The 24,440-nt window shown below is 70.8% G+C and carries 19 protein-coding genes; 12 read left to right on the top strand and 7 right to left on the bottom strand.

All coding sequences use genetic code 11. The annotated features are described in order from the left end of the window. The first annotated feature begins 336 nt into the window (after positions 1 to 336). On the top strand, positions 337 to 831 hold the full coding sequence (locus tag KY469_12160; GenBank protein ID MBW3663845.1) for a histidine phosphatase family protein: 495 nt from the start codon (positions 337 to 339) through the stop codon (positions 829 to 831). A gap of 9 nt (positions 832 to 840) precedes the next feature. On the opposite strand, the gene KY469_12165 is transcribed toward KY469_12160, so the two are convergent. Next, positions 841 to 1,626, bottom strand: coding sequence for an MBL fold metallo-hydrolase (locus KY469_12165; GenBank protein ID MBW3663846.1), 786 nt, complete (start codon positions 1,624 to 1,626; stop codon positions 841 to 843). Between the two features lie 31 nt (positions 1,627 to 1,657). Next, entirely contained in the window at positions 1,658 to 2,431 is a 774-nt protein-coding gene (gene xth / locus KY469_12170; protein ID MBW3663847.1) for an exodeoxyribonuclease III, read from the bottom strand. A gap of 77 nt (positions 2,432 to 2,508) precedes the next feature. On the opposite strand from xth, the gene KY469_12175 reads away from it, so the two are divergent. From KY469_12175 to KY469_12185, 3 genes are read left to right on the top strand one after another with little or no spacing between them, the layout of a single operon-like run. Beyond that, the gene (locus KY469_12175) at positions 2,509 to 3,600 is read left to right on the top strand and encodes a phosphotransferase family protein (GenBank protein MBW3663848.1); all 1,092 of its coding nucleotides are present in this window, start codon (positions 2,509 to 2,511) and stop codon (positions 3,598 to 3,600) included. Between the two features lie 16 nt (positions 3,601 to 3,616). Next, positions 3,617 to 4,732: a hypothetical protein gene (locus KY469_12180; GenBank protein ID MBW3663849.1), complete on the top strand. Its 1,116-nt coding sequence runs from the start codon at positions 3,617 to 3,619 to the stop codon at positions 4,730 to 4,732. Further along, complete coding sequence (locus KY469_12185) at positions 4,729 to 6,072, top strand: flavin monoamine oxidase family protein (GenBank protein ID MBW3663850.1); 1,344 nt, start codon at positions 4,729 to 4,731, stop codon at positions 6,070 to 6,072. The genes KY469_12180 and KY469_12185 overlap by 4 nt, the downstream gene beginning before the upstream one ends. Before the next feature lie 97 nt (positions 6,073 to 6,169). On the opposite strand, the gene KY469_12190 is transcribed toward KY469_12185, so the two are convergent. Continuing rightward, entirely contained in the window at positions 6,170 to 7,918 is a 1,749-nt protein-coding gene (locus tag KY469_12190) for an aldehyde dehydrogenase family protein (GenBank protein MBW3663851.1), read from the bottom strand. Positions 7,919 to 8,028: 110 nt separating this feature from the next. On the opposite strand from KY469_12190, the gene KY469_12195 reads away from it, so the two are divergent. After that, positions 8,029 to 9,579, top strand: coding sequence for an ATP-dependent DNA ligase (locus KY469_12195; GenBank protein ID MBW3663852.1), 1,551 nt, complete (start codon positions 8,029 to 8,031; stop codon positions 9,577 to 9,579). Positions 9,580 to 9,681: 102 nt separating this feature from the next. After that, positions 9,682 to 11,862 carry a cell wall-binding repeat-containing protein gene (locus KY469_12200; GenBank protein ID MBW3663853.1) on the top strand — a complete coding sequence of 727 codons (2,181 nt, stop codon included), beginning with the start codon at positions 9,682 to 9,684 and terminating at the stop codon, positions 11,860 to 11,862. A gap of 163 nt (positions 11,863 to 12,025) precedes the next feature. Here the strand turns inward: KY469_12200 and KY469_12205 are convergent, their stop codons facing one another. Continuing rightward, on the bottom strand, positions 12,026 to 12,253 hold the full coding sequence (locus KY469_12205; GenBank protein MBW3663854.1) for a hypothetical protein: 228 nt from the start codon (positions 12,251 to 12,253) through the stop codon (positions 12,026 to 12,028). Beyond that, complete coding sequence (locus tag KY469_12210) at positions 12,250 to 13,581, bottom strand: beta-lactamase family protein (protein MBW3663855.1); 1,332 nt, start codon at positions 13,579 to 13,581, stop codon at positions 12,250 to 12,252. Before KY469_12210 ends, KY469_12205 begins: the two co-directional genes overlap by 4 nt. On the opposite strand from KY469_12210, the gene KY469_12215 reads away from it, so the two are divergent. From KY469_12215 to KY469_12225, 3 genes are read left to right on the top strand one after another with little or no spacing between them, the layout of a single operon-like run. After that, positions 13,547 to 15,889, top strand: a complete 2,343-nt coding sequence (locus KY469_12215) for an arylsulfatase (protein MBW3663856.1) — start codon at positions 13,547 to 13,549, stop codon at positions 15,887 to 15,889. The genes KY469_12210 and KY469_12215 overlap by 35 nt on opposite strands. Beyond that, the gene (locus tag KY469_12220) at positions 15,889 to 17,364 is read left to right on the top strand and encodes an LCP family protein (GenBank protein ID MBW3663857.1); all 1,476 of its coding nucleotides are present in this window, start codon (positions 15,889 to 15,891) and stop codon (positions 17,362 to 17,364) included. Before KY469_12215 ends, KY469_12220 begins: the two co-directional genes overlap by 1 nt. Before the next feature lie 31 nt (positions 17,365 to 17,395). After that, positions 17,396 to 18,058 (top strand): YceH family protein, encoded by a 663-nt coding sequence (locus KY469_12225; GenBank protein MBW3663858.1) that lies wholly within the window; start codon positions 17,396 to 17,398, stop codon positions 18,056 to 18,058. Positions 18,059 to 18,115: 57 nt separating this feature from the next. Here KY469_12225 and KY469_12230 read toward each other — a convergent pair whose 3' ends face one another. Both KY469_12230 and KY469_12235 read right to left on the bottom strand, forming a co-directional pair. Beyond that, positions 18,116 to 19,957 (bottom strand): ABC transporter ATP-binding protein/permease, encoded by a 1,842-nt coding sequence (locus KY469_12230; GenBank protein MBW3663859.1) that lies wholly within the window; start codon positions 19,955 to 19,957, stop codon positions 18,116 to 18,118. Beyond that, a complete protein-coding gene (locus tag KY469_12235) occupies positions 19,954 to 21,744 on the bottom strand; it encodes an ABC transporter ATP-binding protein/permease (protein MBW3663860.1) in 1,791 nt (596 codons plus the stop codon). The genes KY469_12230 and KY469_12235 overlap by 4 nt, the downstream gene beginning before the upstream one ends. Before the next feature lie 166 nt (positions 21,745 to 21,910). On the opposite strand from KY469_12235, the gene KY469_12240 reads away from it, so the two are divergent. From KY469_12240 to KY469_12250, 3 genes are read left to right on the top strand one after another with little or no spacing between them, the layout of a single operon-like run. Then, a complete protein-coding gene (locus KY469_12240; protein MBW3663861.1) occupies positions 21,911 to 23,005 on the top strand; it encodes an ABC transporter ATP-binding protein in 1,095 nt (364 codons plus the stop codon). A gap of 41 nt (positions 23,006 to 23,046) precedes the next feature. Continuing rightward, a complete protein-coding gene (locus KY469_12245; GenBank protein ID MBW3663862.1) occupies positions 23,047 to 23,682 on the top strand; it encodes an ABC transporter permease in 636 nt (211 codons plus the stop codon). A 9-nt stretch (positions 23,683 to 23,691) separates the two neighbouring features. After that, positions 23,692 to 24,417 (top strand): ABC transporter permease subunit, encoded by a 726-nt coding sequence (locus KY469_12250; protein ID MBW3663863.1) that lies wholly within the window; start codon positions 23,692 to 23,694, stop codon positions 24,415 to 24,417. Positions 24,418 to 24,440: the final 23 nt, after the last annotated feature.

Raw genomic sequence — 24,440 nt, forward strand, 5'->3', positions numbered from 1 at the left:
CCATCACGCAGCTGTCGTAGTCGGCGGGGGTGCCGTCGCGGGCACGCAGGATGTCGGGGTCGTAGCGGCGCCAGTCACGCGCTTCCGCGGAAGCGCCCAGCATCGCCCGGGTGGTGGGTAGCGGCGGCCCCGCGGGGGCTTGAACCGGGCCCGGCCCTTACCGTCGTGGATGAGGACCCAGTCCCGTTCGTGCACGAACGTGTGGTGGTAGCCGCGCAGCACGATCAGCGGCTCCTCCTTGCGACCTCCCTCAGCGAGGAGCCGCGACCGTGGCACGCTTGGTTCGTACGCGGTGCCGACGGACGGAGCCAGCGTGGAGTACCTCCGTGATCGCCCATGAGGCGACTCCTGGTGTTCCGGCACGCAGGGGCGGAGTCCGGGGCCGACAAGCCCGACCACGAGCGCCGGTTGACCCCGGAAGGTGAGGCGTCGGCCCGGTCGATCGGCGCGGCGCTCAGACGCGTTGACGAGGTTCCCGACGTCGCCTACTGCTCCGCCGTGGATCGCGCCAGGGCGACGTTGGAGATCGCTGCGGCATCCGGAGCGTGGACGACGCAGACCACCTTCCAGGAAGCCCTGTACATCACGACGGTCGAGGCGACCCTGGACGTGATCGCGCAGGCACCGAACGTCGAGCGCGTGATGGTGGTGGGCCACAACCCGACGTGGGGGGAGCTCGTCGCGGAGCTGACCGGCGAAGCGGTGCGTCTGCGCCCCGCCACCGTCGTGGGCATCGACCTCGCCATCGGTGACTGGGCTGACGTCACGTTCGCACAGGGCGACATCGCCTACGTGCTCCGCCCCGACGACACCTCCGGAACCGTCGACTGACCGGCTCGCTCACAGCGAGTCGGCCAGCTCACGGACCGCTTGCTGCGCCCCGCTCTCGACGGGGCCGCCATGTCCGAAGACCACGACGTCGAAGGTCAAGTCGGCGAGTTTGCGGACGGATGCGTCGGCGGCGTCCATGTCGTCGCTGAACTCGGGGTTGGCGCCACCGATCCCCGCCGGTCCGTCCGGGTCGGCACCAGGGCCGTTCAGCGCGTCGCCGGCCACCAGCAGACCCAGCTCCGGCGCAAGCAACGAGATGTGGCCGGGCGTGTGCCCCGGCGTCTCGATCACATCCATCCCGAAGACCTGGTCGCCGTCACCCACCGGGGTGATCGCGTCGGGCGCCCGGATGGCCTCGATGTCGCCAACGCCCGCGTACGGCGTGACGTCTCCCGCGAGCTCGAGCACGCGGACGATGCTGCCCACGTGATCGGGGTGGCGGTGGGTCAGCACGACGTGCCCCACATCACGCCATCCGACGCCGAGATCACCCAGCGTCGCCTCGATCGCCTCGGAGCTGCCCTCGACGCCGGTGTCGACTATCGCCGCCTCGCCGTCCCGGACGATCACGTAGGCCGACACGAACTCGAGATCGACCCTGCCCCACCGCGCACCAGCATCCGGCTGGCCGGTGGTCGAACCGTCCGCCGGCAGCGCCGTCGCGGTGGGGTCGCCGGGATCGGTCGGGGCCTCCTCGGCGTCGTCGTCACCCCCGCAGGCGACGGCCGCTGCTCCGAGGACCACGGCTCCGACGGTCGTGCGACCGAGATCGACGACGAAGCGCCGTCTGCTCATCCACCGGTTCGTCATGACTACCTCCGTCGGGTCACATCCTGGTACGGATCAGCAGCGGTGCGTGGTCGGAGGGCTTGCTGCCCTTGCGGAAGTCACGCGCGATGCCGACCCATTCGAGCGCGGCCGCGACGTCGGGGCTGACGAGCGCCAGGTCGATGCGCATGCCCAGGTCGCGGTGGAACGCCCCGGCGCGGTAGTCCCACCAGGTGAACCGTTCCGGTCCGGTCTCCGGGGAGACCAGGAACGCGTCCGAGAGTTCCCCCGCGGCCATGACCGCAGCGAGCCGGTCACGCTCGGCCTGGCTGACGTGCGTGCCACCGTGCACGGCCTGCGGGTCCCACACGTCCGCGTCGCGGGGCGCGATGTTGAAGTCGCCGGTGATCACGAGCGGTCCGTCGCCTGCCACCTCGGCGACGCGCTCGCGTACGGCATCGTAGAAGGCGAGCTTGCGCTGGTACTCGGGGTCCTGCAGGGTCCGGCCGTTGACGGCGTAGATACTGATGATGCGGACGCCCTCGACGCTGGCCTCGATCCACCGCGCTTGATCGGGATCGGGCTCGGCCGGCAGGCCGCGGACCACGTCGGTCGGTTCGGACCGCGCGAGGATCGCGACCCCGCCCCACCGCCCCGTGCTGCACTCCACCCCCGAGTACCCCGCGGCCTGCAGCTCGAGCTGGGGGAACTGCTCGGTCGTGCACTTGGTCTCCTGCAGGCACAGCACATCGGGATCGTGCAGCTCGAGGAACTCGACGATGCGGTCCATGCGCTGCTTGATGGAGTTGACGTTCCAGCTCGCGATCAGCACGCGAGGTCCCCTCCGGGCTGGTGCCGACCGTCACGGTAGCGACAGGCGTGACTACCGTGGCCAGCAGGAGGTGGCCGTTGAGCGAGAACGAGGACACCCAGCAGCTCACCGCCTCGCTGCGGACGTGGCTCGCATCGCGGCTGATCGAGGCCGATGATGTCGAGGTCGCTGATCTGCGCGCGCCGGAGGGCACCGGCTTCTCGAGCGAGACCTACCTGTACACGGTGACGTGGACGGTCAGCGGTCGCGAGCACCGCGAGGAGCAGGTGCTGCGGACACGACCGGAGGGGACCACCGTCTTCCGCACCTACGACCTCGAGTCGCAGTACCGCTGCATGGATCTGCTGAGCGCGACCGACGTGCCGGTTCCGACGGTGCGCTGGTACGAACCGGACGCGTCGGTGATCGGTCGCCCCTTCTACGTCATGGAGCGGGTCGACGGCGACATCCCGCCGGACTCCCCGCCCTACCCCATGCTGGGGTGGGTCAAGGACGCGGCACCGAAGGACCAGGCCGTGCTGTGGGACGCAGCGGTCGAGGCGCTGGCTCGCCTGCATCGCCACGATCCGCAGGCGCTGGGCCTGGGCTTCCTCGACCGACCGCAGTTCGGCGCGACCGGTCTCGACCAGCAGCTCGGAGAGTGGACCGACCTGCTCCAGTGGGGACGTGACGGTCGACCGCAGCCGACCATCGACGCCGCCCTCGAGTGGCTCCGCGCCAACCTCCCCGACGACGAGCCCGCTCCCGTCCTGAACTGGGGCGACGCTCGCATCTCCAACATGGTGTTCCGCGACCACCGGCCGGTCGCGCTGCTCGACTGGGAGATGGCCGCGCTCGGTCCACCGGAGGTGGACCTGGGCTGGTTCCTCTACATGGACGCCCAGTTGTCGCTCGGCGTCAACGTCGACCGCCTCCCGGGCTTCGCGTCGCGCGAGGAGACGATCACCACCTACGAGGAGGTGCTCGGACGGACGATCAACGATCTTCACTGGTACGAGGTGTTCGCCGGGTTCCGGTTCGCGATCACGATGACGCGCATCGGCCGCAAGGTCATCACCCAGGGCCACCTGCCGGACGACTCCGATGTCGACCGCAACAACCTCGCCACCCGGTACCTGGCGCAGGTGATGGAACTGCCCTCCCCCGGCGAGCCCGGACCGTTCGGCTGACGACCCGGAGAGGCACGTGCTGACACCCTTCGACGACTACCCCGTCCACCAAGTACCGATCCCTCTCGCGCACGCGTGGAGCGGCGACCACAACCACTACGACCGCTACTTCTTCCACGGCTACGACCTCGACTCGGGGCGCTTCTTCGGGGCAACGATGGGCCGCTACCCGACACGGCACGTCGTCGACGCCGCCTTCTCCGTCGCGCTCGATGGAACCCAACGCTCGGTGTTCGTGTCGGGGCGCGCCCCGACCGATCCCGCCGTCACCTCGCTCGGACCGGTCAGCATCGAGGTCGTCGAGCCGCTGCGGGTGCTCCGCGTCCTCGTGGAGGCGCCGGACCAGGGCCTCGCCGCGGACCTCACCTTCAGCGCCCGGACCGCCGCACTGGAGGAACCTCGTCAGACGCTGCACGACCGCACCCGCGTCATCCTCGACACCACCAGGCTGACACAGTGGGGCACCTGGACCGGCTGGATCGACGATCGCGGCGAGCGGACCGAGATCGTCGACGTCCCGGGTACCCGGGACCGGTCGTGGGGCGTGCGGCCTCTGGCCGCGCCCGGCATCGGGGCGCCGTCTGGGGTGCTGCCGGAGGTGTTCTGGCTGTGGGCGCCGCTGCACCTCGACGACGCGTGCCTCCACGTCGCCATCATGGAGGACGCCGGAGGGCGACGGACCACCGACGCCGCGGTCCGCCTGCCCGTCATCGGTCCGAGCGGGGCGACCTTCGGTCCCCACGTCGAGGTCGAGCACCTGCTGCCCGCGGCGTACGACATCGAGTGGGAGCCGGGCACCCGCCGCGCGCGCCGCGCCGTGCTCCACCTCCGCGGCAGCGACGGGAGCACTCTCGAGGCCGTGCTCGAGCCGGGACCGCGGTTCCTGCTGCGCGGACTGGGCTACGGCCACCCGCAGTGGCACCACGGCGGCTACCGCAGCGAGCTCGAGGTCGCCGGTGACGAGATCGTCCACGCCGACCTCCCCGCGACCGACGGCACCGCCATCCACGTGCAGCAGGCGTGCCGGGTCACGGTCGACGGTCAGGAGGGGGTGGGCGTGCTGGAGCAGCTGTGCTTCGGCCCGCATCTCCCCACGGGCTTGACGGGCTTCCTCGACGGGGCATCGGCTTGAGCGAGGCCAACGCCACCGATGTGGTCGTCGTTGGCGCCGGCTTCGCGGGGCTCACAGCAGCGCGACGTCTGGTCGCGGCGGGGCGGGACGTGCTCGTGCTCGAGGCACGCGACCGGGTCGGCGGTCGCGTGCGCAACCACGACCTCGGCGATGGCGAGGTCGTGGAGGTCGGAGGGCAGTTCGTCGGACCGACGCAGACACGGATCCTGGCGCTCGCCGCGGAGGTGGGCGTTGCCACCTACCCCGTTCACGACGAAGGGCGGCACGTGCTCCACACCGGGGGGACGTGGCGGACGTTCCGTGAGGTCCCGCTGGTGAACCCGCGCGCCCTGCTCGAGGTGGGGCGCGTCTGGGCGAAGCTGCGCCACCTCAGCCGCGCCGTGGATCCCGGGGCACCGTGGACCGCCGATCCCGCACTCGACACCACGACGTTCGACGACTGGCTACGCGAGCACGTCCGTGATCGCGAGGCGGACGCGATGGTCCGGCTCGCCGCGCGCACCATCCTCGCCGCGGAGCCGCGCGAGCCCTCCCTGCTCCACACGGCGTTCTTCGTCGCCTCGGCAGGGAGCGTGCCGGCGCTGACCGAGGTGCGGGGCGGGGCGCAGGAGCGACGCTTCCTCGGGGGATCCAACGCCGTCGCCGAGCGCGTGGCGGACGAACTGGGTGACGCGGTTCGGCTCAACCACGCCGTCACCGCGATCACCTGGTCCGACGAAGGGGTCGCGGTCCGCACGAACCGCGGCTCGGTCAGGGCGCGTCACGCCGTGCTCGCCGTGCCTCCGGCCCTGGCCGCCCAGCTCGCGTTCGAGCCGGGGCTGCCACAACCGCGACGTCGTCTGCTCGACACGCTCCGGCACGGCGACGTCATCAAGGTCAACGTCGTCTACGACCGGCCGTGGTGGCGCGACTTCGGGCTCTCGGGCCAGTCCGCGACCGACGCGGGTCACCTGAGCGCGACGTTCGACAACACCCCGCTCCGCGGGACCCCGGGCGTGCTCATGGGCTTCGTCGAGGCCGACCATGCGCGGGCGCTGCGAGCGCTACCGGCGTCCGATCAGCGCGCGGCGGTGCTGACCGACCTCGAGCGGCTGTTCGGCCCTCGCACCCGCCGCCCCGAGGACGTGGTGATCGTGGACTGGACCATCGACCCCTGGACTCGCGGCTGCTACGGCGCGTACTTCCCGGTCGGGGCGTGGACGGCGTACGGCGCCGCCCTGCGGCCGCCCACGGGTCCCATCCACTGGGCTGGCACCGAGACGGCCGAGCGCTGGATGCTCTACATGGACGGGGCGGTGGAGTCCGGCGAGCGCGTCGCCGGCGAGATCCTCGAGAGCTGACCGAGCGGGAGCACGAACCCGCGGCTGGGCGCAGGGAACCGCTCCCGCTCAGGTCTCGGCGCCACCCTCGGTGCCGGTCGTCGATGCGCTGGACAGGTCAGGCGCGGATGCCGTCGAGGACGATGCCGGGGACCTGCCGCCAGTCGTCGTACGCCTCGAGCCGCAGCAGCTTGCGGATCAGCTGAGGCATGGTCGTGAAGTCGTAGGAGCCGGGTGGCTTCTTGCCGAGGCGCCACGGCCCGCGCGCGACACCCTTCTGCACGTCCTGGAGCAGGAACGTGTTGTGCACGAAGCCGATGCCCGATCCGATGTCATCGAGCGTGTGACCGGGGAAGCCGCCCCACGGCGTCGTGGTGATCCCGTAGCCCAGCGCCGCCCAGGCGTTGACCGCCACGGTGCCGTAGCGGAGATCGGCGATGGCGCGGTCGAGTGCTGCCGCGTTCTCGGCGTCCTTCTGCGTCTTCGGATGGATGAGGACGGTCGCGGCGAGCGTGCCCCACAGGTTGTCGTTGCACCACCGCGTCGCCTCGTACAGGAACGCCGCCACGTCCGTCGCGACGTCCAACGGCACCTCGCAGAACAGGCTCGTGAACGCCTCGGTGCGGTAGGCGATGTCATCGGTCGCGTCGGGATCGAGGTCGGCCACCAGGGTCCAGGGCAGCTCGCCGGGGGCGGGATCGCCGTAGGTCTCGGCCTCGGGGTGCGCGTCGGTGAACAGCTTCCACCGTTCCTCCGCCCCGGGGTAGTAGGCGTGCCGCGTGGGCGCCTCGGCGAGCGCCGCACGGATCGCGTCGAGGAGCTGGTCGCGCTTGGCCCAACGCCGGTGCGTGACGATCATCCGCCCCGCCGCGCAGTTGAACCCGCAGTTGTTGGTCAGCATCGTCGCGATGTGCTTGGCCTGGTACTGGATGTCCGCGTCGCTCCACGGCCCCGGGACGACGATGATCGGGGTCACGTTGCCGAGCTCGCTCGTGATGGGCTTGTCGAGCAGCGGCTCGTTGGCTCGCTTGCGGTCGGCGCCTTCGGCGCCCGGCCCGAACACGATCGCGTCGTGGGTCTTGTCCGAGCCGGTGATGTGGATCGACGTGATCAGCTCGTGGTTGGTCAGGTGCACACCCTGCTCGATGCCGCCGTAGACCACCCGGAGGTAGCCCTCTCGGATGAACGGCTCCATGGCGCGTTCGACGAGTGGCCCCATGTGCTCGTTCACCGGGTTCATCTTGAGAACGCACACCTCGTCCTCGGCGTAGAGCTTGTGCAGGCAGTCCATCGCCCCGATCGGGGCGACGTTGCCGGCTCCGAGGACGAAGCAGACACCGCCGCCACCCTTCTCGCCGAGGTAGTTCGGTGCGGCCGTCACGGTGTCGAGCGTCACGTGGGGCTGCAGCCACACCTCCCCCTTCAGACCGGCGAGCACCACCTGGTCGAGCTTCGACGTGGGGAAGACCGGCACGACGACCTGCCCGTCGGGGCGCGTGAAGGGCTCACCGGGGAACCGGACCTCGCCATGGTCGCGGATGTCGGTGAGCGTGTTGCGCAGCAGCTTGAGGTTGCGGATGAGCGCCCAGGGTCCCGATCCGAGGTCCTCGCCGTCGTACGCGCTGCCGTCCGCGATGTGTTTCGGGGCGCGCGCGGCGCGGTCCCACATCTCGGTGAGTACGAGCGTGGCCTCGATGGCCTCCCCGAGGAGGCGGATGCGGTCGTCGATGCCGAGCGCCAGCCACGCGTCGCGGTGACCCGCGACCTCCGCCACGAGCTTGTCGATCTGCTCGAGGCTGTCGTGCTCGACCTTGCGCTCCGCCTCGGGGATCGCGATCGTCCCGGATATCGGCGTGGTGGTCGGCACGGTGGCGGTCTCCGGTGTCGGCAGTACCTGACGGGGCGTCAGGTTAGACCCGCAGGTCCGTCGCGCGCACCCCGGTACCGTCCGAGACCTCCGGACCGGCGGGCCCTGACGTGCTGCTCCATCGCATCGTGACCACCTCCGCGGCCGTCCGCGCCACCCGCAGCCGCAACGAGAAGGTCACCACCCTCGCGGCACTCCTGACTGACGTGGACCGCGACGAGGTCACCAGCATCGTGTCGTGGTTGTCAGGAGAGACCCGCCAGCCCCGACTCGACGTCGGCTGGTCGGCACTCGGCAGCATCTCCGTGACACCGGCAGAGCAACCCTCGCTGACCGTCACCGAGGTCGAGTCCGCCTTCGACGCGCTGGCAGCGGCAGGAGGTGCTGGCTCGCGACGGGCACGTCTCGACACCCTGGAGGAACTCCTCAGCCGAGCGACCGAGGAAGAGCAGAGCTTCCTTCGAGGCCTCGTACTCGGCGAACTCCGCCAGGGCGCGCTCGCCGGCGTGGTCACCAAGGCGGTCGCGGCAGCGGCAGGGGTCGACGAGCAGGACGTCCGACGGGCGTCGATGCTCGGCGGCAACCTCGGCATCGTGGCGCGCGACGCACTCACCGAGGGCCCCGCCACGCTCGCGACCTACCGCCTCGAGCTGTTCCGCCCGGTCCAGCCGATGCTCGCGGCGACCTCACCGTCGGTCACCGACGCGCTCGACGAGCTGGGCGAGGCGGTGGTCGAGCGCAAACTCGACGGGGCGCGGGTGCAGATCCACCGGCGCGGGGACCAGGTCCGGGTGTTCACGCGCAACCTTCGGGAGATCACGGGTGAAGTGCCCGACGTCGTGTCGCAGGCCTTGACGGTCAACGCCGATCCCTACGTGGCCGACGGCGAGGCCATCGCGCTGCGCCCCGATGGCCGCCCCCACTCGTTCCAGACGACCATGGCGCGTGTCAGTACGACGGACGACAACGTCGAGGACAGCAACCGCCTGCCGCTGTCGTTGTTCCTGTTCGATCTGCTCCACGCCGATGACGAGGACGTCCTCGACCTGCCCCTGCGGGAGCGGCTCGCCCGACTCGACGAGATCGCGCCCCTGTCCATCCGCGCCGACCGCATCGTCACGGCGGACCCCGAGATCGGCGAGTCGTTCCTCGACCAGACCCTCGAGAGCGGTCACGAGGGGGTGATGGTCAAGAACCCCGACGCTCCCTACGAGGCGGGGCGCCGCGGCAAGGCGTGGCGCAAGGTCAAGCTGGCCCACACCCTCGACCTCGTCGTCCTGGCGGTCGAGTGGGGCTCGGGGCGACGTCGGGGCATGCTCAGCAACCTCCACCTCGGGGCCCGCGACCCGGAGACGGAGGGCTTCGTGATGCTCGGCAAGACGTTCAAGGGACTCACCGACGACATGCTCGCCTGGCAGACCGAGCGTTTCCTCGAGCTCGAGACCGGACGCAGCGGACACGTCGTGCACGTCCGTCCCGAGCAGGTGGTCGAGATCGCCTTCGACGGTGTGCTGCGTTCGACGCGGTACCCCGGCGGGCTGGCGCTTCGGTTCGCGCGGGTCAAGGGCTACCGCCCCGACAAGGATCCCCACGAGGCCGACACCATCGACACGGTCCGGGCGATCCACCGCGGTGATCTCGCCCCGCGCCGCCACGCGTAACCCCGACCGGTGAGGGCACGCACCTGCTGCACCTGAGGATCTAGGGTTCCGGGGCGCGGAGCCAGCTGGCGCTAGTTTGCCAGGCCCGAGACGGGAGGTCGCGTGGGGCGCCGAACGGCTGCACTGGTCCTCGTTCTGGCCGGTCTCGCTCTGGCCTCGGCTCCCACGACCGCCGCAGCGGCAGCTGCTCCGACCATCCAGCACATCCGTCCGGCCGCAGGTGAGGTCGTCACCGGCACCACCCGGATCATCGCCGTCCTGAGTTCGCCCGCAGGCGTGAGCCGGGTGACCGTGTTCCAGGTCGACGGGATCGACCAGCCCTACGAGCTGGACACCGGACGCGGCCTCCTCGACGCTCGACTCGATCTCGACCCCGGCCACCACATCGCGCACATCGAGTTCCGCGACGGCGATGGGCACCTCGCCAGCCGCCTGTGGCGCTTCGGTGTCAGCGGCCTGCGCACCGACTCGGTGGCAGGGGCCGACCGCCTGTCGACCGCCGTCGAGATCAGCCGCTCCAACTTCTCCGAGGACGGATCGGCCCCCGCGGTCGTGCTCGCACGCTCCGACGACTTCCCCGACGCACTCGCGGCGGCCCCGCTCGCCGTGCACGTCGGCGGACCGCTCCTGCTGACCCCCAGCGACGGGCTCGCGTCGGCCACGGCTGCCGAGCTGAGTCGGGTGCTGACGGACGATGCGACGGTCCACCTGCTCGGCGGGGAGCAAGCCCTCAGCGACGAGGTCGTGGACGACGTGGGTGACCTCGGCTTCGACGTGGTGCGTCACTCCGGTCCCGACCGCGCCGGGACAGCAGCCGCCGTCGCGCGTGTGCTCGCGGAGAGCACGACCGCGGTCGTCGCAGCGGGCGCCGCGTTCGCCGACGCCCTCGCGGTCGCCGCGCCCGCCGCTCGTGAGGGCCTGCCGATCCTGCTCACGGGCACCGACGAGCTGTCGGCCGCGACCGAGGAGGTGCTGCGCGAGCGCGACTTCGACGAGGTGCTCGTCGTGGGCGGGCCGGAGGCGGTTAGCGCCGACGTCGTGGAGGCGATCGGGCGGACGGGAGCGCGGGTCCGCCGCCTCGCCGGTGACGATCGCTACGAGACCGCAGCCACCGTCGTCGAGCACTTCGGTGGGACGAGCGAGCAGTTCGTCCTCGCCAGCGGACAGGGCTTCGCGGACGCACTGGCGGGAGGCCCCTACGCCGCACGTCTGGGATGGACGCTGCACCTCAGCCGCAGTGACGGACTGCCACCTGCGCAGTCAGCGGCCGTCGCGGCGACCGATCCGGTCCGGGTCCGTCTGCTGGGAGGTCCCGCCGCGCTACACGAGCGTGTGCGTGGCGACCTCCACCGCGCGATGCTCGGTCACGTGGACGGTCCCCGGGAGGTCGATCTGCAGCCCGTCCACAGCGCGGTGACCAACAGCCTGTCGACGATCGAGATCGGGTTCGATCGCGACCTCGAGCTGGCGCACTCGGTGATCCACGCCACCATCGATGGAGCCGAGATCACCGGACGCACGGTGCAAGGCGACTTCCGGGACCACCTGGTCTTCCAGACCGTGGACCTGCCGTTCACGCCCGAGCCCGGCATCGACCACACCGTCGACGTCTACGCGGCAGCGTTCGACGGCGAGCACTGGCGCCACATCCAGTACGCGTTCACGTACCGCAAGCTCGATCTCGGGCGGGGGGATACCGGCCCGGTCGTGGTCGCGATCCAGAACCGCCTCACCGAGCTCGGCTACTGGCTCGGTCGCGCGGACGGGACCTTCGGGTTCGTGACGTCGCAGGCCATCATGGCGTTCCAGAAGTACGAGGGACTGCCGCGTACGGGCGAGGCCGACACGGTCACACGTGAGCGCCTCGAAGCCGCGACACGCCCGGTCCCACGAGCCACGAACCGGTCGGGGCGCTGGGTCGAGATCGACAAGACCCGGCAGGTGATGATGTTCATCGTCAACGGTCACGTGGAGTGGGCGATGAACACCTCCACCGGGACCGAGACCTACTACACCCGCCGCGACGGTAGCCGCGGTTTCGCCCACACGCCGGAGGGCTGGTTCACCTTCAACCGCCAGATCGACGGGATGCGCGAGGCCGAGCTGGGACGGTTGTGGCGACCCAAGTACTTCACGAGCGCCGGCCACGCCATCCACGGCTCGGGGTCGATACCTGCCCACCCGGCATCGCACGGCTGCGCCCGGCTCAGCAACCCCGCCATCGACTTCGTGTGGGCTGCCGATCTCGCCCCCCTGGGCACCCCCCTGTTCATCTACCGCTGACTCGAGGAACCACCGGATGCGGTGGTTGTTGCGGTCGTCGCGGGGTTAGGGGTCGGTATCGCCACCCATCCACACGACGATAGTGCCGTGACAGAACCAGCCCCAGGGTCGATGTCGGTGATGCGGTGCGAGATGGCACCGGATCACGTACATCGACGAGACGCTACCGGTCGCCCCGCCAACTCCGTCGCCCGGTCGTCAGCCACTCCGCCTCCCACAACCAGATGGTCAGCGGCCAGATGAGTCCGGCACCGATCGCGATCCAGCGCGCAGATCGGCGCGATCGACCCTGTCGGAGGTTCCAGCGGAGGCTCTTGCGGGCGACGACCACGGCGACCAGCATGTACACGATGAGCGCGAGCGCGATGGCGAGGAGCAGGTACGTCGTCACGACACGACCGCGGCGATGACGCCGGCGACGAGCTCCTCGAGGCCCCAGGCGATGCCGTCGAAGTCGGCGCTGCGACCGAGGCGAACGATGACCAGCTCCGCGGACGGCACGACCACGAGCTGCTGACCCTCGTTGCCGCTGGCCCAGTAGGCATCGGGCGGGACCGACGGCATCCGGCGGGTCCCGTCGGGTCCGCTGTTGAGCCACCAGTGCGCCCCGTACGGCGTCTCCCCCGTGTCGAGCCGTGCGGGGGACGTCGAGTAGGCGACCCAGCCGTTGGGCAGGAGCCGCTCACCGTTCCAGAAGCCGTCCTGCAGGAACCACTGGCCGAACCGGGCCCAGTCCTTCGCCGAGGCGTACAGGTTGGACGAGCACACCGGGTCAGCGGCCGCGTCCGGCTCGAGCACCGCCGTGTGCATGCCGAGCGGGGCGAAGATCAGCTCGCGGACGAGATCGGCGTCGGCGTCCGCCTCACGGTGCAAGACGTCGCAGAGGATGTTGGTGTTACCGCTCGAGTAGTGCCACCGTGACCCAGGCGGAGCCTCCAGCGGCTTGGACGCCGCGTACTCGCCGGTGTCGCCGGCACGGAACAGCATCCGCGTCGCGTCGGTCCCGGGGTCGTAGACCTCCTCGAACTGCAGGCCGGTGGCCATGTGGAGCAGGTGCTCGACCGAGATGTTGCGGCGATCATCGGTCGTCCACACGGGTAGAAGATCGGTCTGGTCGATCTCGATGACGCCCTCGCGGACGAGGCGTCCGGTCAGCGCGTTGGCGACGCTCTTGGTCATGGACCAGCCGATGAACGGTGTGTCGGGCTCGATCCCCTCCGCGTAGCGCTCGGCGACGAGCCGACCGTCGTGGAGGACGACCACCGCGCGGGTGTCCTTGATCCGACCTTCGTCGTCATCCTCGTCGAACGCCACGTCGATCGCCGCGTCGAGCTCCGCCGGTACGGACGCCGGTCCTGCGTCCCCGAAGGGCCACGGAACACCGGACCGTGCCAGGTCGACCGACGTCGGTGGTGGCAGGTCGGGTCGCTCCTCCGCCAGGGTGCAGCCGTAGCCCGGCGTGAACCACGCCGTCGATCCCCACACACCGAGCAGATCGGCGTCGACGCGACCGGACGCCTCGTCGATCGAGGTGCGCAGGAACGGCACCAGCGGGTTGCCGGGGAAGTCGTGCTCGACCGCATCGGGCGGGCGCTCCGACACGAACACACCAGAGCACAGCATCTTCGCGGCGTACCCGGTCACGACCGGGGCGATCGGTCGCAGGTACCACCAGCCCCCGGCGATGAGCACGGTCAGGACGAGCACGGAGATCGCCACGACCCGTCTACTAGCGTTCCTCCGACGCGGGAGGGTCGACGTGGTCGGGTTCGGCGGCACCATCGGACGGTACTACCACGAGTCCGAGGCGTGGTGGCCAGCGCGACCGTCACCGCCACAGGACGCCCCGAACGTGGTCGTCGTGCTGCTCGACGACGTCGGATTCAGTCAGCTCGGGTGCTTCGGCTCCGACATCGACACCCCGGTGATGGACGGGTTGGCCGCGAACGGCCTGCGCTACACCAACTTCCACACCACCGCGCTGTGTTCCCCGACCCGAGCAGCGCTGCTCACCGGCCGCAACCACCACCGCAACGGCATGGGTCGGATCATCGAACTCGCAACGGGCTTCCCGGGCTACACCGCGATGATCCCGCGTGAGAACGGGATGCTGCCCGAGACGCTGGTCCCCCACGGCTACGCCGCGTACGCCGTCGGCAAGTGGCACCTCACACCCGACGACGAGACCCACCTCGGGGCGACGCGACGGCGCTGGCCGCTGGGACGGGGCTTCGAGCGCTTCTACGGCTTCTTCAGCGGCGAGACCCACCAGTTCGCTCCCGCGCTCGTGCACGACAACCACTTCGTGGAACCGCCGGCGTCGATCGAGGACGGCTACCACCTGACGGGCGACCTCGTCGACCGCAGCATCGAGTTCCTGTCCGACCTCCGACAGGTCGACCCTGCGAAGCGCTTCTTCCTCTACCTCACGACCGGCGCGTGCCACTCGCCCCACCAAGCACCACGCGAGTGGATCGAGCGCTACCGCGGGGAGTTCGACGCGGGCTGGGACGCGTGGCGCGACGCGGCGTTGGGCCGTCAGATCGCATCCGGTGTCCTGCCCGAGGGCACGCGCCTGTCCCCTCGCCCCGACCACGTCCCCGCCTGGGCCGACCTGTCCGACGACGAGCGCCTGGTGTACGCGCGCTACATGGAGGCGTTCGCGGGGATGCTGAGCCACACCGACCACGAGCTCGGACGGCTGATCGCGCACCTCGAACGGGCCGGCGAGCTCGACGACACGCTGATGCTGGTGCTCAGCGACAACGGCGCCTCGTCCGAGGGTGGTCCCGAGGGGAGCCTGAACGACGTGATGCAGTGGAACGCGCTGCCACGGACCGCGGCCGACGCACTCGAACGGATCGACGACATCGGCGGCCCGCGCGCGCACAACAACTACCCGTGGGGCTGGACCGTCGCCGGCAACACCCCGTTCCGACGCTGGAAGCGCGAGACGCACGAGGGCGGGGTCGCCGATCCGCTGATCGTGCACTGGCCCGCTGGCATCGGGGCGCGGGGCCAGCTGCGGCGCCAGTACGTCCACGCCATCGACCTCGCTCCCACCATCCTCGACGCCGTGGGCATCGAGCCGCCCGAAGCGATCGACGGCGTGGCACAGTCGTCGCTGGACGGCGTCAGCTTCCGTTCGACGTTCGACGACGCGGACGCGGCCGAGGTGAGGACGACCCAGTACTACGAGATGTTCGGGTGCCGCGCGATCTACCACGAGGGCTGGAAGGCGGTCACCTACCACGCGTTCATGCAGCCCCCGGGGTCGTTCGACGAGGAGCCGTGGGAGCTGTACGACCTGCGCACCGATCCGACGGAGCTCGACGACCTGTCCGCCGCCGAGCCGGAGCGGCTGCGCGCGATGGTGCAGCGGTGGTGGGACGAAGCGGAACGCAACCAGGTGCTTCCGCTGGACGACCGACCGCTGTCGGATCTCGTGCTCGACCGCCCCGACGGGCTGCCGCCCCGCTCGCGCTACGTCTACGCGCCCCACGCCGGGATGGTGCCGGAGGCGGCCGCCGTCAACCTCAAGAACCGCAGCCACCAGGTCACCGCCGACATCGAGTGGCCCGACGGAGGCGCCGAGGGCGTCCTGATCGCGCAGGGCTCGATCCTCGGGGGCTGGACGTTGTTCGTCCGCGACGGGGCGCTGACCTACGTTCACAACCTGTCGGGGCACCACGAGGACCGGGTGAGCGCCCCGCTGGGACTCGGCCCCGGCGCTCACACCGTTGGCTACCGCTACGAGCAGGCGGGACACGAGAACCGCGGCACGGTGCGGCTCGTCGTGGACGATGCCGTCGTGGCGCACGGCGACATCGACTTCTACACGCCGATCCGCTGGTCGTTGGTGGGACACGGCCTCACCGTGGGCTACGACGGCATCCTCGCGGTGGTCGAGGACTACGCGAGCCCGTTCCGGTTCAACGGGGTGCTGCACCGCGTGGTCGTCGATGTCGACGGCGAACCGTTCGTCGATCCGGAAGGTGAGGCAGCGGTAGCGGTCGCGACCCAGTGATGGAACTACTCGAGACCTGGCGGTCACGGAGCCGCGAGCCCCGCTACGTCCATCGACGACGCGCGATCGTGGGGGCGGTGGTCGCACTCACGTTGCTCGGGGCACCCATGCTGTGGTGGAACGCGGTCGGACCCGAGCGGCTCGAGGGCCTCGACCTCGGGGCGGTGCCATCCCCTCGAGCCGCCGCCGCCACCGAGATCCCGGTCGCGTCAGAACTCGACCTCGGCGAACACGTGAAGGTGTTCGTGCTCTTCTCGACCGGATCGACGGGCGTTTCCCGCGAGGAGGCCCGCCGTCTGCGCATCAACGACCTCGAGGAGCGGGGCGGAGACCTGCTGACCGACACCGTGCTGCTGCTCGTGACCGATCCCGCGACGCGACAGGCCGCACTCGTCTCGGTCCCCCGCGACCTGTGGCTGTTCGACCGGGGGCACCGCATCAACGAGACCTTCGCGCGGCACGGACTGCAGGCCTTCCTCGACGACATCGCCGCCGTGACGGGTCTTCCGGTCCACCACGTGGTACGGGTGAACTTCGCGTCGTTCGCTCGACTCGTCGACGGCATCGGAGGAGTCGCGCTGGCGGTCGAGCGGCCCCTGGCCGACCTCTACGCCAACCTCTACGTGCCCCGGGCGGGGTGCTGGCGCTTCGACGGGGCAGCGGCGCTGGCGTACGCACGATCACGACACACCCTCACCCGCTCGCGTGATGCGTGGGTCACCGACCGGTCCGCCTCGGACCTGCACCGCACGGGACGTCAGCGACAGCTGCTCGCCGCGGCCTGGGAGCAGGTACGGGGGCCAGGGATAGTCGGCGACATCCCCGACCTGATCCGCGCCGCGAACGACCTGACGTTCGACGCGGCTCTCGGGATGGGCGACCTGCTCGACCTGGCGCGGACGTTCTCCGACGTCGCGGCTGGGCGGGTCGAGAGCTACGTGCTGCCCACGGCGGGGCGCCGGATGGGACGAGCGGCCGCTCAGGTGCTCGACCAGCAGCTCGCCGCTCCTCTGTTGGACCGGCTGCGGAGCTGGCCACCCGGGGACGAGCCTGCTTCCGCCGCGACCGAGACCGCCCCGACCGACCCCGCCCCGCCCGACCCTGGCCCGACCGAGACCGGCTCGACTGAAACGGCCCCGACCGCGGCCGCCTCCTCCGAGCCCACACCGAGGCGCACGCCGTCGCGGCCGGTGCCCCGACCGTCGGTGTCACCACGCACGCTGCCGGAGCCGCCCGCCGGCTGCACCCGCGGGACCGCCAGCGTGCTGCCGGATCCGCTCGGTCCGCTGCTCGACATCGTCCGTGGATCGCGCCCGGGTCCGGACGAGAGGCCGTCGCCGATGGCAGAGACGACCGAACCGACACCGGAGCCGTCGGGAACACCGACCGAGGCCCCGTCCGAGGGACCGACCGAGCGCGACAGCCCGTTGGTGCCGATCGTCCCTCCCACGCTCCCCGCTGGGAGCGAGGGCTAGCCTCGTCCAGTCCGACCGGAGCCTGGGGACGGTGCGGCTGTCACCTCGAGCGCAGCGCGTGCTGGGCGCCCTCATCGAGAAGGCGCTCGCCACACCGCAGCAGTACCCGCTGTCCCTGAACGCCCTGCGCAACGCCACCAACCAGTCGACCGGACGCGACCCGGTGGTGGACTACGACGAGACGCAGGTCGAGGAGGGGCTGCGCGATCTGCGCGAGCAGCAGCTCGTGCGCACGCTGTTCGCCCGCGGTTCGCGGACACCCAAGTACGAACACCTCCTCGACGAGGCGTTGTCGATCGGCGCCCCGGAGCTCGCGACCCTTGCGCTCCTGGTGCTACGTGGGCCACAGACGGTCGGTGAGATCCGCACACGCAGCGACCGCCTCCACCCGTTCGGCTCGCTCGAGGAGGTCGACGCCACGCTCGAACGCCTCGCGTCGCACCACCTCGGACCGTTCGTCGAACGCCTTCCCCGCCAGCCGGGCCAGAAGGAGCCACGCTACCGCCACCTCCTCGGGGACGACGTCGACGGAGCCGAGGCACGATCGGCAGCCACCGACGGCGGGACCTCGGAGGTCGAGCAGCTCCGTGCGGAGGTCGCCGCCCTGCGCGCGGAGGTCGGGGCGCTGCGCGACGAGATCGCCGTCCTCCGCGCCGCGACGCCTCCGACGCCTCCGCCCGCTCGCCCGGACTGAACCGATCGGTGTCCCGGTTCCGGTGCCATCTGGCACCGGGATGGGTACACCGACGCTCTACGCGGCGGACGGTCGCCCCGCCGACCAGCTCGCGTGCAGACGCGCGTAGGGTCCCTCGGCCGCGACCAGGTCGCTGTGCCTGCCGCGCTGGACCAGCCGTCCGTCGTCGAACACGAGCACCTCGTCGGCGCTCTCCGCGGTCGCCATCCGGTGGGCGATCGTCACCGTCGTCCGTCCCTCGGCGAGACGCCGCAGCGCGCGCTGGAGCCGGACCTCGGTCGCAGGGTCGACCGCCGACGTGGCTTCATCGAGCACGAGGATGTCGGGATCCGCGACGTAGGCGCGGACCAGCGCCACCAGCTGGCGCTCGCCCGCGGACAACGCCCCGCCCCGCTCACCCACCGGCGTGTCGAGACCCCGGTCGAGGCCCGAGAGCCAGTCGTCGAGACCCAGCGTCGTGAACGCTTCGCCGATCTCGTCGCGCCGGATCCCGGGGCGCCCCATCGCGACGTTGTCGGCGATCGAGCGGTCGAGCAGTGTGCCGTCCTGGGGCACCATGACGATGCGGCGCCGCAGGCTGTCGAAGCGCACGTCGCGGACGTCGACACCGCCGATGGTGACGCGCCCGCTCGTCGGGTCCATGAGCCGGGTCAGCAGCTTGGCGAAGGTGGTCTTACCGGAGCCGGTCTCCCCGACGACCGCGAGCTCGGTGTGGGCCGGGATCATCACGTCGACGTCGCGCAGCACCCGCGGTCCGAGGGGCGCGGCGTGCCACCCCACGGGCCCGGCTCCCGGTTCCGGACGCGGGTAGGCGTACGACACCTCCTCGAAGCGGATGTCGAGGGAGCCGTCGGGCAGAGCCACGCCGTCGGGAGGATCGGCCACGTCGGGCTCGAGGTCGAGGATGTCGAGCACCCGCCGCCACCCCGCGACCGCCGTCTGAGCCTCGTTGATGGTCTCGGACAGGATCCTCACCGGGTGGTCGAAGAGCGTGACGAGGAAGAAGAACGCTGTCAGCGTGCCCGCGCTCAGCGAGCCGTCGACCCCGAGCACCACCCCGACCACGACGACGGCCGCGGTCGCGGTCGACGCGAACAGCTCGCCCGTCCCGGACAGGGCAGCGGAGAACCAGCCGGCCCGCACTGCGACGTCCTCGTACTCCCCGATGGCGTCGTGGACGCGGGACTCGGTGCGCTGCTCGACGCCGTAGGCCTTGACGACCGGCGCCGCGACGACGCTCTCGGCGAGCGCGCCGAGCATCGAGCCCATGGCCCGTCGAACGTGGTCGTAGAGCCGGTTCAGGCGCAGCTGGAACCAGCGCACGATGCGCGCGAAGGGCAGGAAGGACACGAGCACGACGAGCGTGAGCTGCCACGAGTACACGAACATCACGACCGTCGCGACGATGACCTGACCGGTGCTCGTGATGAGGTTGAGGCCTCCCCACTGGAAGAACCGGCTGATCTGGTCGAGATCGCTGGTCACGCGGGACACCAGCGCGCCCCGCTGCTCGGTGCCCTGGTGGAGGATCGACAGGTCGTGGATGTGGCGGAACGCGCGGACCCGGAGGTTGGAGATGGCGGTCTCCACGGTCTTGGCCAGACGCGTGTTCATGGCGGCAGCGAACAGCGCGGTCAGGCCCACGGCGACGCCAGCCACGAGCACGAGCCGCAGCGTGGCGCCGATATCGACCGGTCCCGCGCCGCCGCCGAGCCCACGATCGATGGTGACCTGCACCGCGATGGGCACGATGGCGCGCCCCGCCGTCGCCACCAGAGCGAAGGTCAGGGTCAACGGCAGACCGATGCGGAGTTCCGGGCTGAGCCGCAGCCCGCGCATCGCGGTGTGCCACGCGCCCTCGGTCGCGGTCCGGTCCTCGTCCTGGCGTCGCTCGCTCATGCTGCGTCGCCCTCACGGTGGTCGTACGCGGTCAGCAGTTCGGCGTACTCGGGTACCTCCTCGAGCAGGCGGTCGTGGGAACCCCGGGCCGACGCGCGTCCGCCGCGCACGAACACGACCTCGTCGGCGAGCGCCACCGTGGCCCGGCGGTACGCGATCACGATGACGGTGGCGGGCAGCTCGCTCTCTCGAAGCCCCTTCAGGATCGCGGCCTCGACCGCAGAGTCCACCGAGGACGTGGCGTCGTCGAGGATCAGCAGACGAGGCCCGCGCACCAGCGCGCGAGCCAGGGCGACACGCTGCCGCTGACCACCTGACAGCGTTGCCCCACGCTCGCCGACCGGTGTGTCGTACCCCTGTGGGAGCCGTGAGATGAACCCGTGGGCTTGGGCGAGCTGGGCGGCTTCGACGACACGGGCGTCATCGACGTCCTCGCCGAGGGTGATGTTGTTGCGGACCGTGTCGTCGAACAGGAACGAGTCCTGGAACACCACCGCGATGTCGCGGGCGAGGGCGGGGCGCGCCAAGCTGTCGAGCGCCGCGCCGTCGTAGCGCAGTTCGCCACGGTCGGGGTCGACGAGTCGGACCAGCAGCTGCGCGACCGTCGACTTGCCCGATGCGGTGGGGCCCACGACCGCGATCGTCCGACCGGGGGCGATGTCGAAGTTGATGTCCTCGACACCGCGGGTGTGCTCGTCCTCGTCGGCCGGAGGCGGGGCATCTCCGCGGGACACGGGGTGGTGGTAGCGCACGCGGTCGAGGTCGATGGCGGCTCCTCCTCCCCCACCGCCGGACGCCTCCCCGTAGCGCTGGTACGCCGACGCGTCGAGCACGCGCTCGACCCGCTCCCAGCCGGCGACGGAACGGGGGAACTCTCCGAGGAGCCAGCCGAACACCCGCATCGGGAGCGCGAGCAGACCGAAGAGGTAGGCGAACTGCACCAGATCGCCGGGCGTGAGATCGCTGTTCTGGACCCGCCACACCCCGACCAGCAGCACGAGCAGGATGGCGACGTTGGGTAGCGCCTCGACGAGCGGATCGAACCTGGCACGGAGGCGCCCGAGCTCGACCATCCGGTCGCGGAGGTCGTCGCTGTGGTCGCGGAACCGCTCGGTCTCGTCGGTCTCGCGTCCGAGGACCTTGACGACCAGTCCGGCGTCGATGCTCTCGTGGGCCACGTTGGAGACGTCCGAGCGCAGCTCCTGTGCCGCGGTGGCCACGACCGCCATGCGTCGCTGGTAGTTCCAGTTGAGGTAGGCGAGCAACGGGCCGACGGTGAAGCCGACGGCGGCGAGGAACAGGTCGGAGAGGACGAGCAGGACACCGGTCACGAGCAGCATGACACCGACGCCGATGGCCATCGGCAGCGGGGCGATCGTGAAGAAGGCCGACTCGACGTCGGCGTTCGCGACCGACAGCAGCTCCCCCGTCGTGTGGCGACGGTGCCACTCGATCGGCAAGGCGAGGTACTGACGCGTGACGCGGCGACGGAAGACCGCCTGGAGCCGGTACTGCATCAGGTACGCCCCGTAGCGCCGGCCGAGGATCCCCAGGGCCCGCACCGCGGCCACGATGAGGATGGCCGCCGCGCCGATGGCCAGTGACGCACGGCCCACCTCGCCAGCCTCGAACGCGGGGAGGACCACGCGGTCGGTCACCCGTCCGAGCACGACCGACCCGCCGACCGTCGCCAGGGCGTACAGGACCGTCCCCGCGGTGCCCAGGGCGAAGGCGCGAGGCTCGGTCCGGATCGCGAGCGCCAGGACCTGCAGGCCCCTGCGGAACACGGCTGGTTCGGTGGTGGTGGTCACAGACCGGCAAGGCTACGGAACTCCGGGTGAGGCACCGCATCCGTCCGCTCCCGAGTGGGTGCAGGCCGACCCGCTAACCGGGTCCGGATGCACACGCTGGGTGTAGGAGGGGTGGCCTAGGCTGGAGTGCGTGTCCTCCACGATGATCCGTCTCGAAGGCGTGACCAAACGGTTCCGCGGCGCCGCCGCACCCGCGGTGGACGCTCTCGACCTCGAGGTGCCGCAGGGCGAGATCGTGATGCTGGTCGGGCCTTCGGGGTGCGGGAAGACGACCACGCTCAAGATGATCAACCGGCTCGTCGAGCCCTCCTCGGGTTCGATCCAGATCGACGGCGAGGACGTCCTCGCGACACCACCCCACGAGTTGCGCCGCCGTATCGGCTACGTCATCCAGCAGATCGGGTTGTTCCCTCACCGCACGATCGCCCAGAACATCGCGACCGTGCCCGAGCTGCTGGGGTGGGACGAGGGCCGCATCCAGGCACGCGTCGACGAGCTGATCGAGCTCATGCACCTCGATCCGGCCATGCTCGGCCGCTTCCCCTCCGAGCTGTCGGGTGGCCAGCGCCAGCGCGTGGGTGTCGCACGAGCGCTGGCGGCCGACCCGCCGGTGCTGCTGATGGACGAGCCCTTCGGGGCGGTCGATCCGCTCGTTCGGGCCCGGCTGCAGGAGCAGCTGCTGCAGCTGCAGCACCAGGTGCAGAAGACGATCGTGTTCGTCACCCACGACATCGACGAGGCCATCCGCCTCGGTGACCGCATCGCGGTGCTGAACATCGGGGCGCGCCTCGAGCAGTTCGCCCCGCCCGCCGAGCTCCTCGCCAAGCCCGCGACCGACTTCGTCGCGGCCTTCCTCGGCTCCGAGCGCGGACTCCGCCGTCTGGCGCTGCTCCCGGTGCGAGATCTGGATCTGGACCACGGTCCGGTCGTGCACGCGGACGACGGCGCCGCAGCTGCCCGCCGCGCGATGAACGCCTACGGCGTCGACTGGTTCGGCGTCACCAGCTCCGACGGGCGTGCCCTCGGCTGGGCCTGGGGCACCGATCTCCAGGGCGTCGACGACCTCGCCGATCTGCCGTTGCGCCCGTTCGCCGCGTCGATCCAGGCGGACGCGTCGCTGCGCGAGGCCCTCGACGCGATCGTGACCACCCAGAACAACGTGGCCGTGGTGTGCGACGGCGATACCTACGTCGGCATGCTCTTCGTCGACCACGTCGGGGCGGAGCTGATCCGGTGACCCTGGCGCAGACCGGACAGCCCTTCTTCCGCTGGAACTGGGTGATCGACCACCTCGACGACATCGCCGAAGCGACGCGCGAGCACGTGCTGCTGACCTTCCTCGCCGTCGGGATCGGGTTCGTGCTCTCGCTGGTGCTCGGCATCCTCAGCCTGCGCAACGAGCGTCTCTACGGGTGGGTCACCGGCGCGGCCGGGATCCTGTACTCCATCCCGAGCCTGTCGGCGTTCGCCCTCCTCGTGCCCTTCTTCGGTCTGTCGCTGACCAGCGCCGTGATCCCCCTGGTGACCTACACGCTCCTGATACTGGTCCGCAACATCGTGACGGGACTGCGGGGCGTGGACGCACACGTGGTCGAGGCCGCGCGCGGCATGGGCTACAGCAACCGGGCGGTGCTGTGGCGGGTCGAGATGCCGCTGGCGTTGCCGGTGATCATCGCGGGGGTCCGCATCGCCACCGTGACGACGGTGGGACTGGTGACCGTCGCATCGCTCATCGGGTATGGGGGGCTGGGCGGGATGATCCTTTCGGGTCTGCGCGCCCGCTCGATCCCGTTCCCCACCGAGATCATCGTCGGCACCGTGGGGGCCGTGCTCCTCGCGGCCGTGCTCGACGTGACCCTCCTGCTCGCACAACGGCTCATGACCCCCTGGCGTCGCCGCGCCACGGCGTTGTAGGGGGCTGACGTGGAGTTGCTCACCGACGTGGTCGCGTGGTTCACCGACGGGGCGAACTGGTCCGGCCCGCGGGGCGTACCGGCGCGGACGCTGCAGCACCTCTGGCTGTCCGTGGCGGCGACGCTGATGGCTGCCGGCGCCGCCCTTCCCCTCGCGTTATGGCTCGGTCACCGCCGCCGTGCCGAGTTCCTGGCCAACGCGGTCGTCAACATCGGACGGGCGATCCCCAGCTTCGGCGTCATCATCTTCCTCGCCGTCGCCTGGATCACCCGCGGCTGGGACATCGTCTTCTGGCCTCTGGTGCTGTCGATGGTCCTGTTGGCGCTGCCACCCATCTTCACCAACGCCTACATCGGCGTCGCCGATGTGGACCGCGCGCTCGTCGAAGCCGGCCGCGGCATGGGGTACACCGAACCGCAGCTGCTCCGTCGGGTCGAACTTCCGGCGGCGATGCCGGTCCTGCTCGCCGGGCTGCGCATCGCCTTCGTGCAGGTCGTGGCGACGGTCGCTCTCGGGGCGGTCGTCACCGGCCGCACCGGCGGCTTGGGGGTCTACATCATCAGCGGCTTCGCCCGTCTCCGCAGCGGAGGTGACATCGAGGTGCTCGCCGGCGCCATCCTCGTCGCGCTGCTGACGCTGCTGTGCGAACGTGCCTTCACGTTCGGGGAGCGGCGACTGCTCCCGGCGGGGCTCCGACCCACGCGCGGACCGGCCGGGGCGCAGCCCGCCTCATGAGCCCGGGTGCGAGCAACTAGCGT

Source organism: Actinomycetota bacterium (assembly GCA_019347575.1).
Taxonomy (GTDB): Bacteria; Actinomycetota; Nitriliruptoria; order Nitriliruptorales; family Nitriliruptoraceae; genus JAHWKY01.

Excerpts from the sequence above, each read along its gene's own strand:
- KY469_12215 (MBW3663856.1), top strand. The coding sequence starts at position 13,547 with ATGAGCACGGTCAGGACGAGCACGGAGATCGCCACGACCCGTCTACTA.
- KY469_12230 (MBW3663859.1), bottom strand. The coding sequence starts at position 19,957 with ATGAGCGAGCGACGCCAGGACGAGGACCGGACCGCGACCGAGGGCGCG.
- KY469_12160 (MBW3663845.1), top strand. The coding sequence starts at position 337 with ATGAGGCGACTCCTGGTGTTCCGGCACGCAGGGGCGGAGTCCGGGGCC.
- KY469_12240 (MBW3663861.1), top strand. The coding sequence starts at position 21,911 with ATGATCCGTCTCGAAGGCGTGACCAAACGGTTCCGCGGCGCCGCCGCA.
- KY469_12165 (MBW3663846.1), bottom strand. The coding sequence starts at position 1,626 with ATGAGCAGACGGCGCTTCGTCGTCGATCTCGGTCGCACGACCGTCGGA.
- KY469_12220 (MBW3663857.1), top strand. The coding sequence starts at position 15,889 with ATGGAACTACTCGAGACCTGGCGGTCACGGAGCCGCGAGCCCCGCTAC.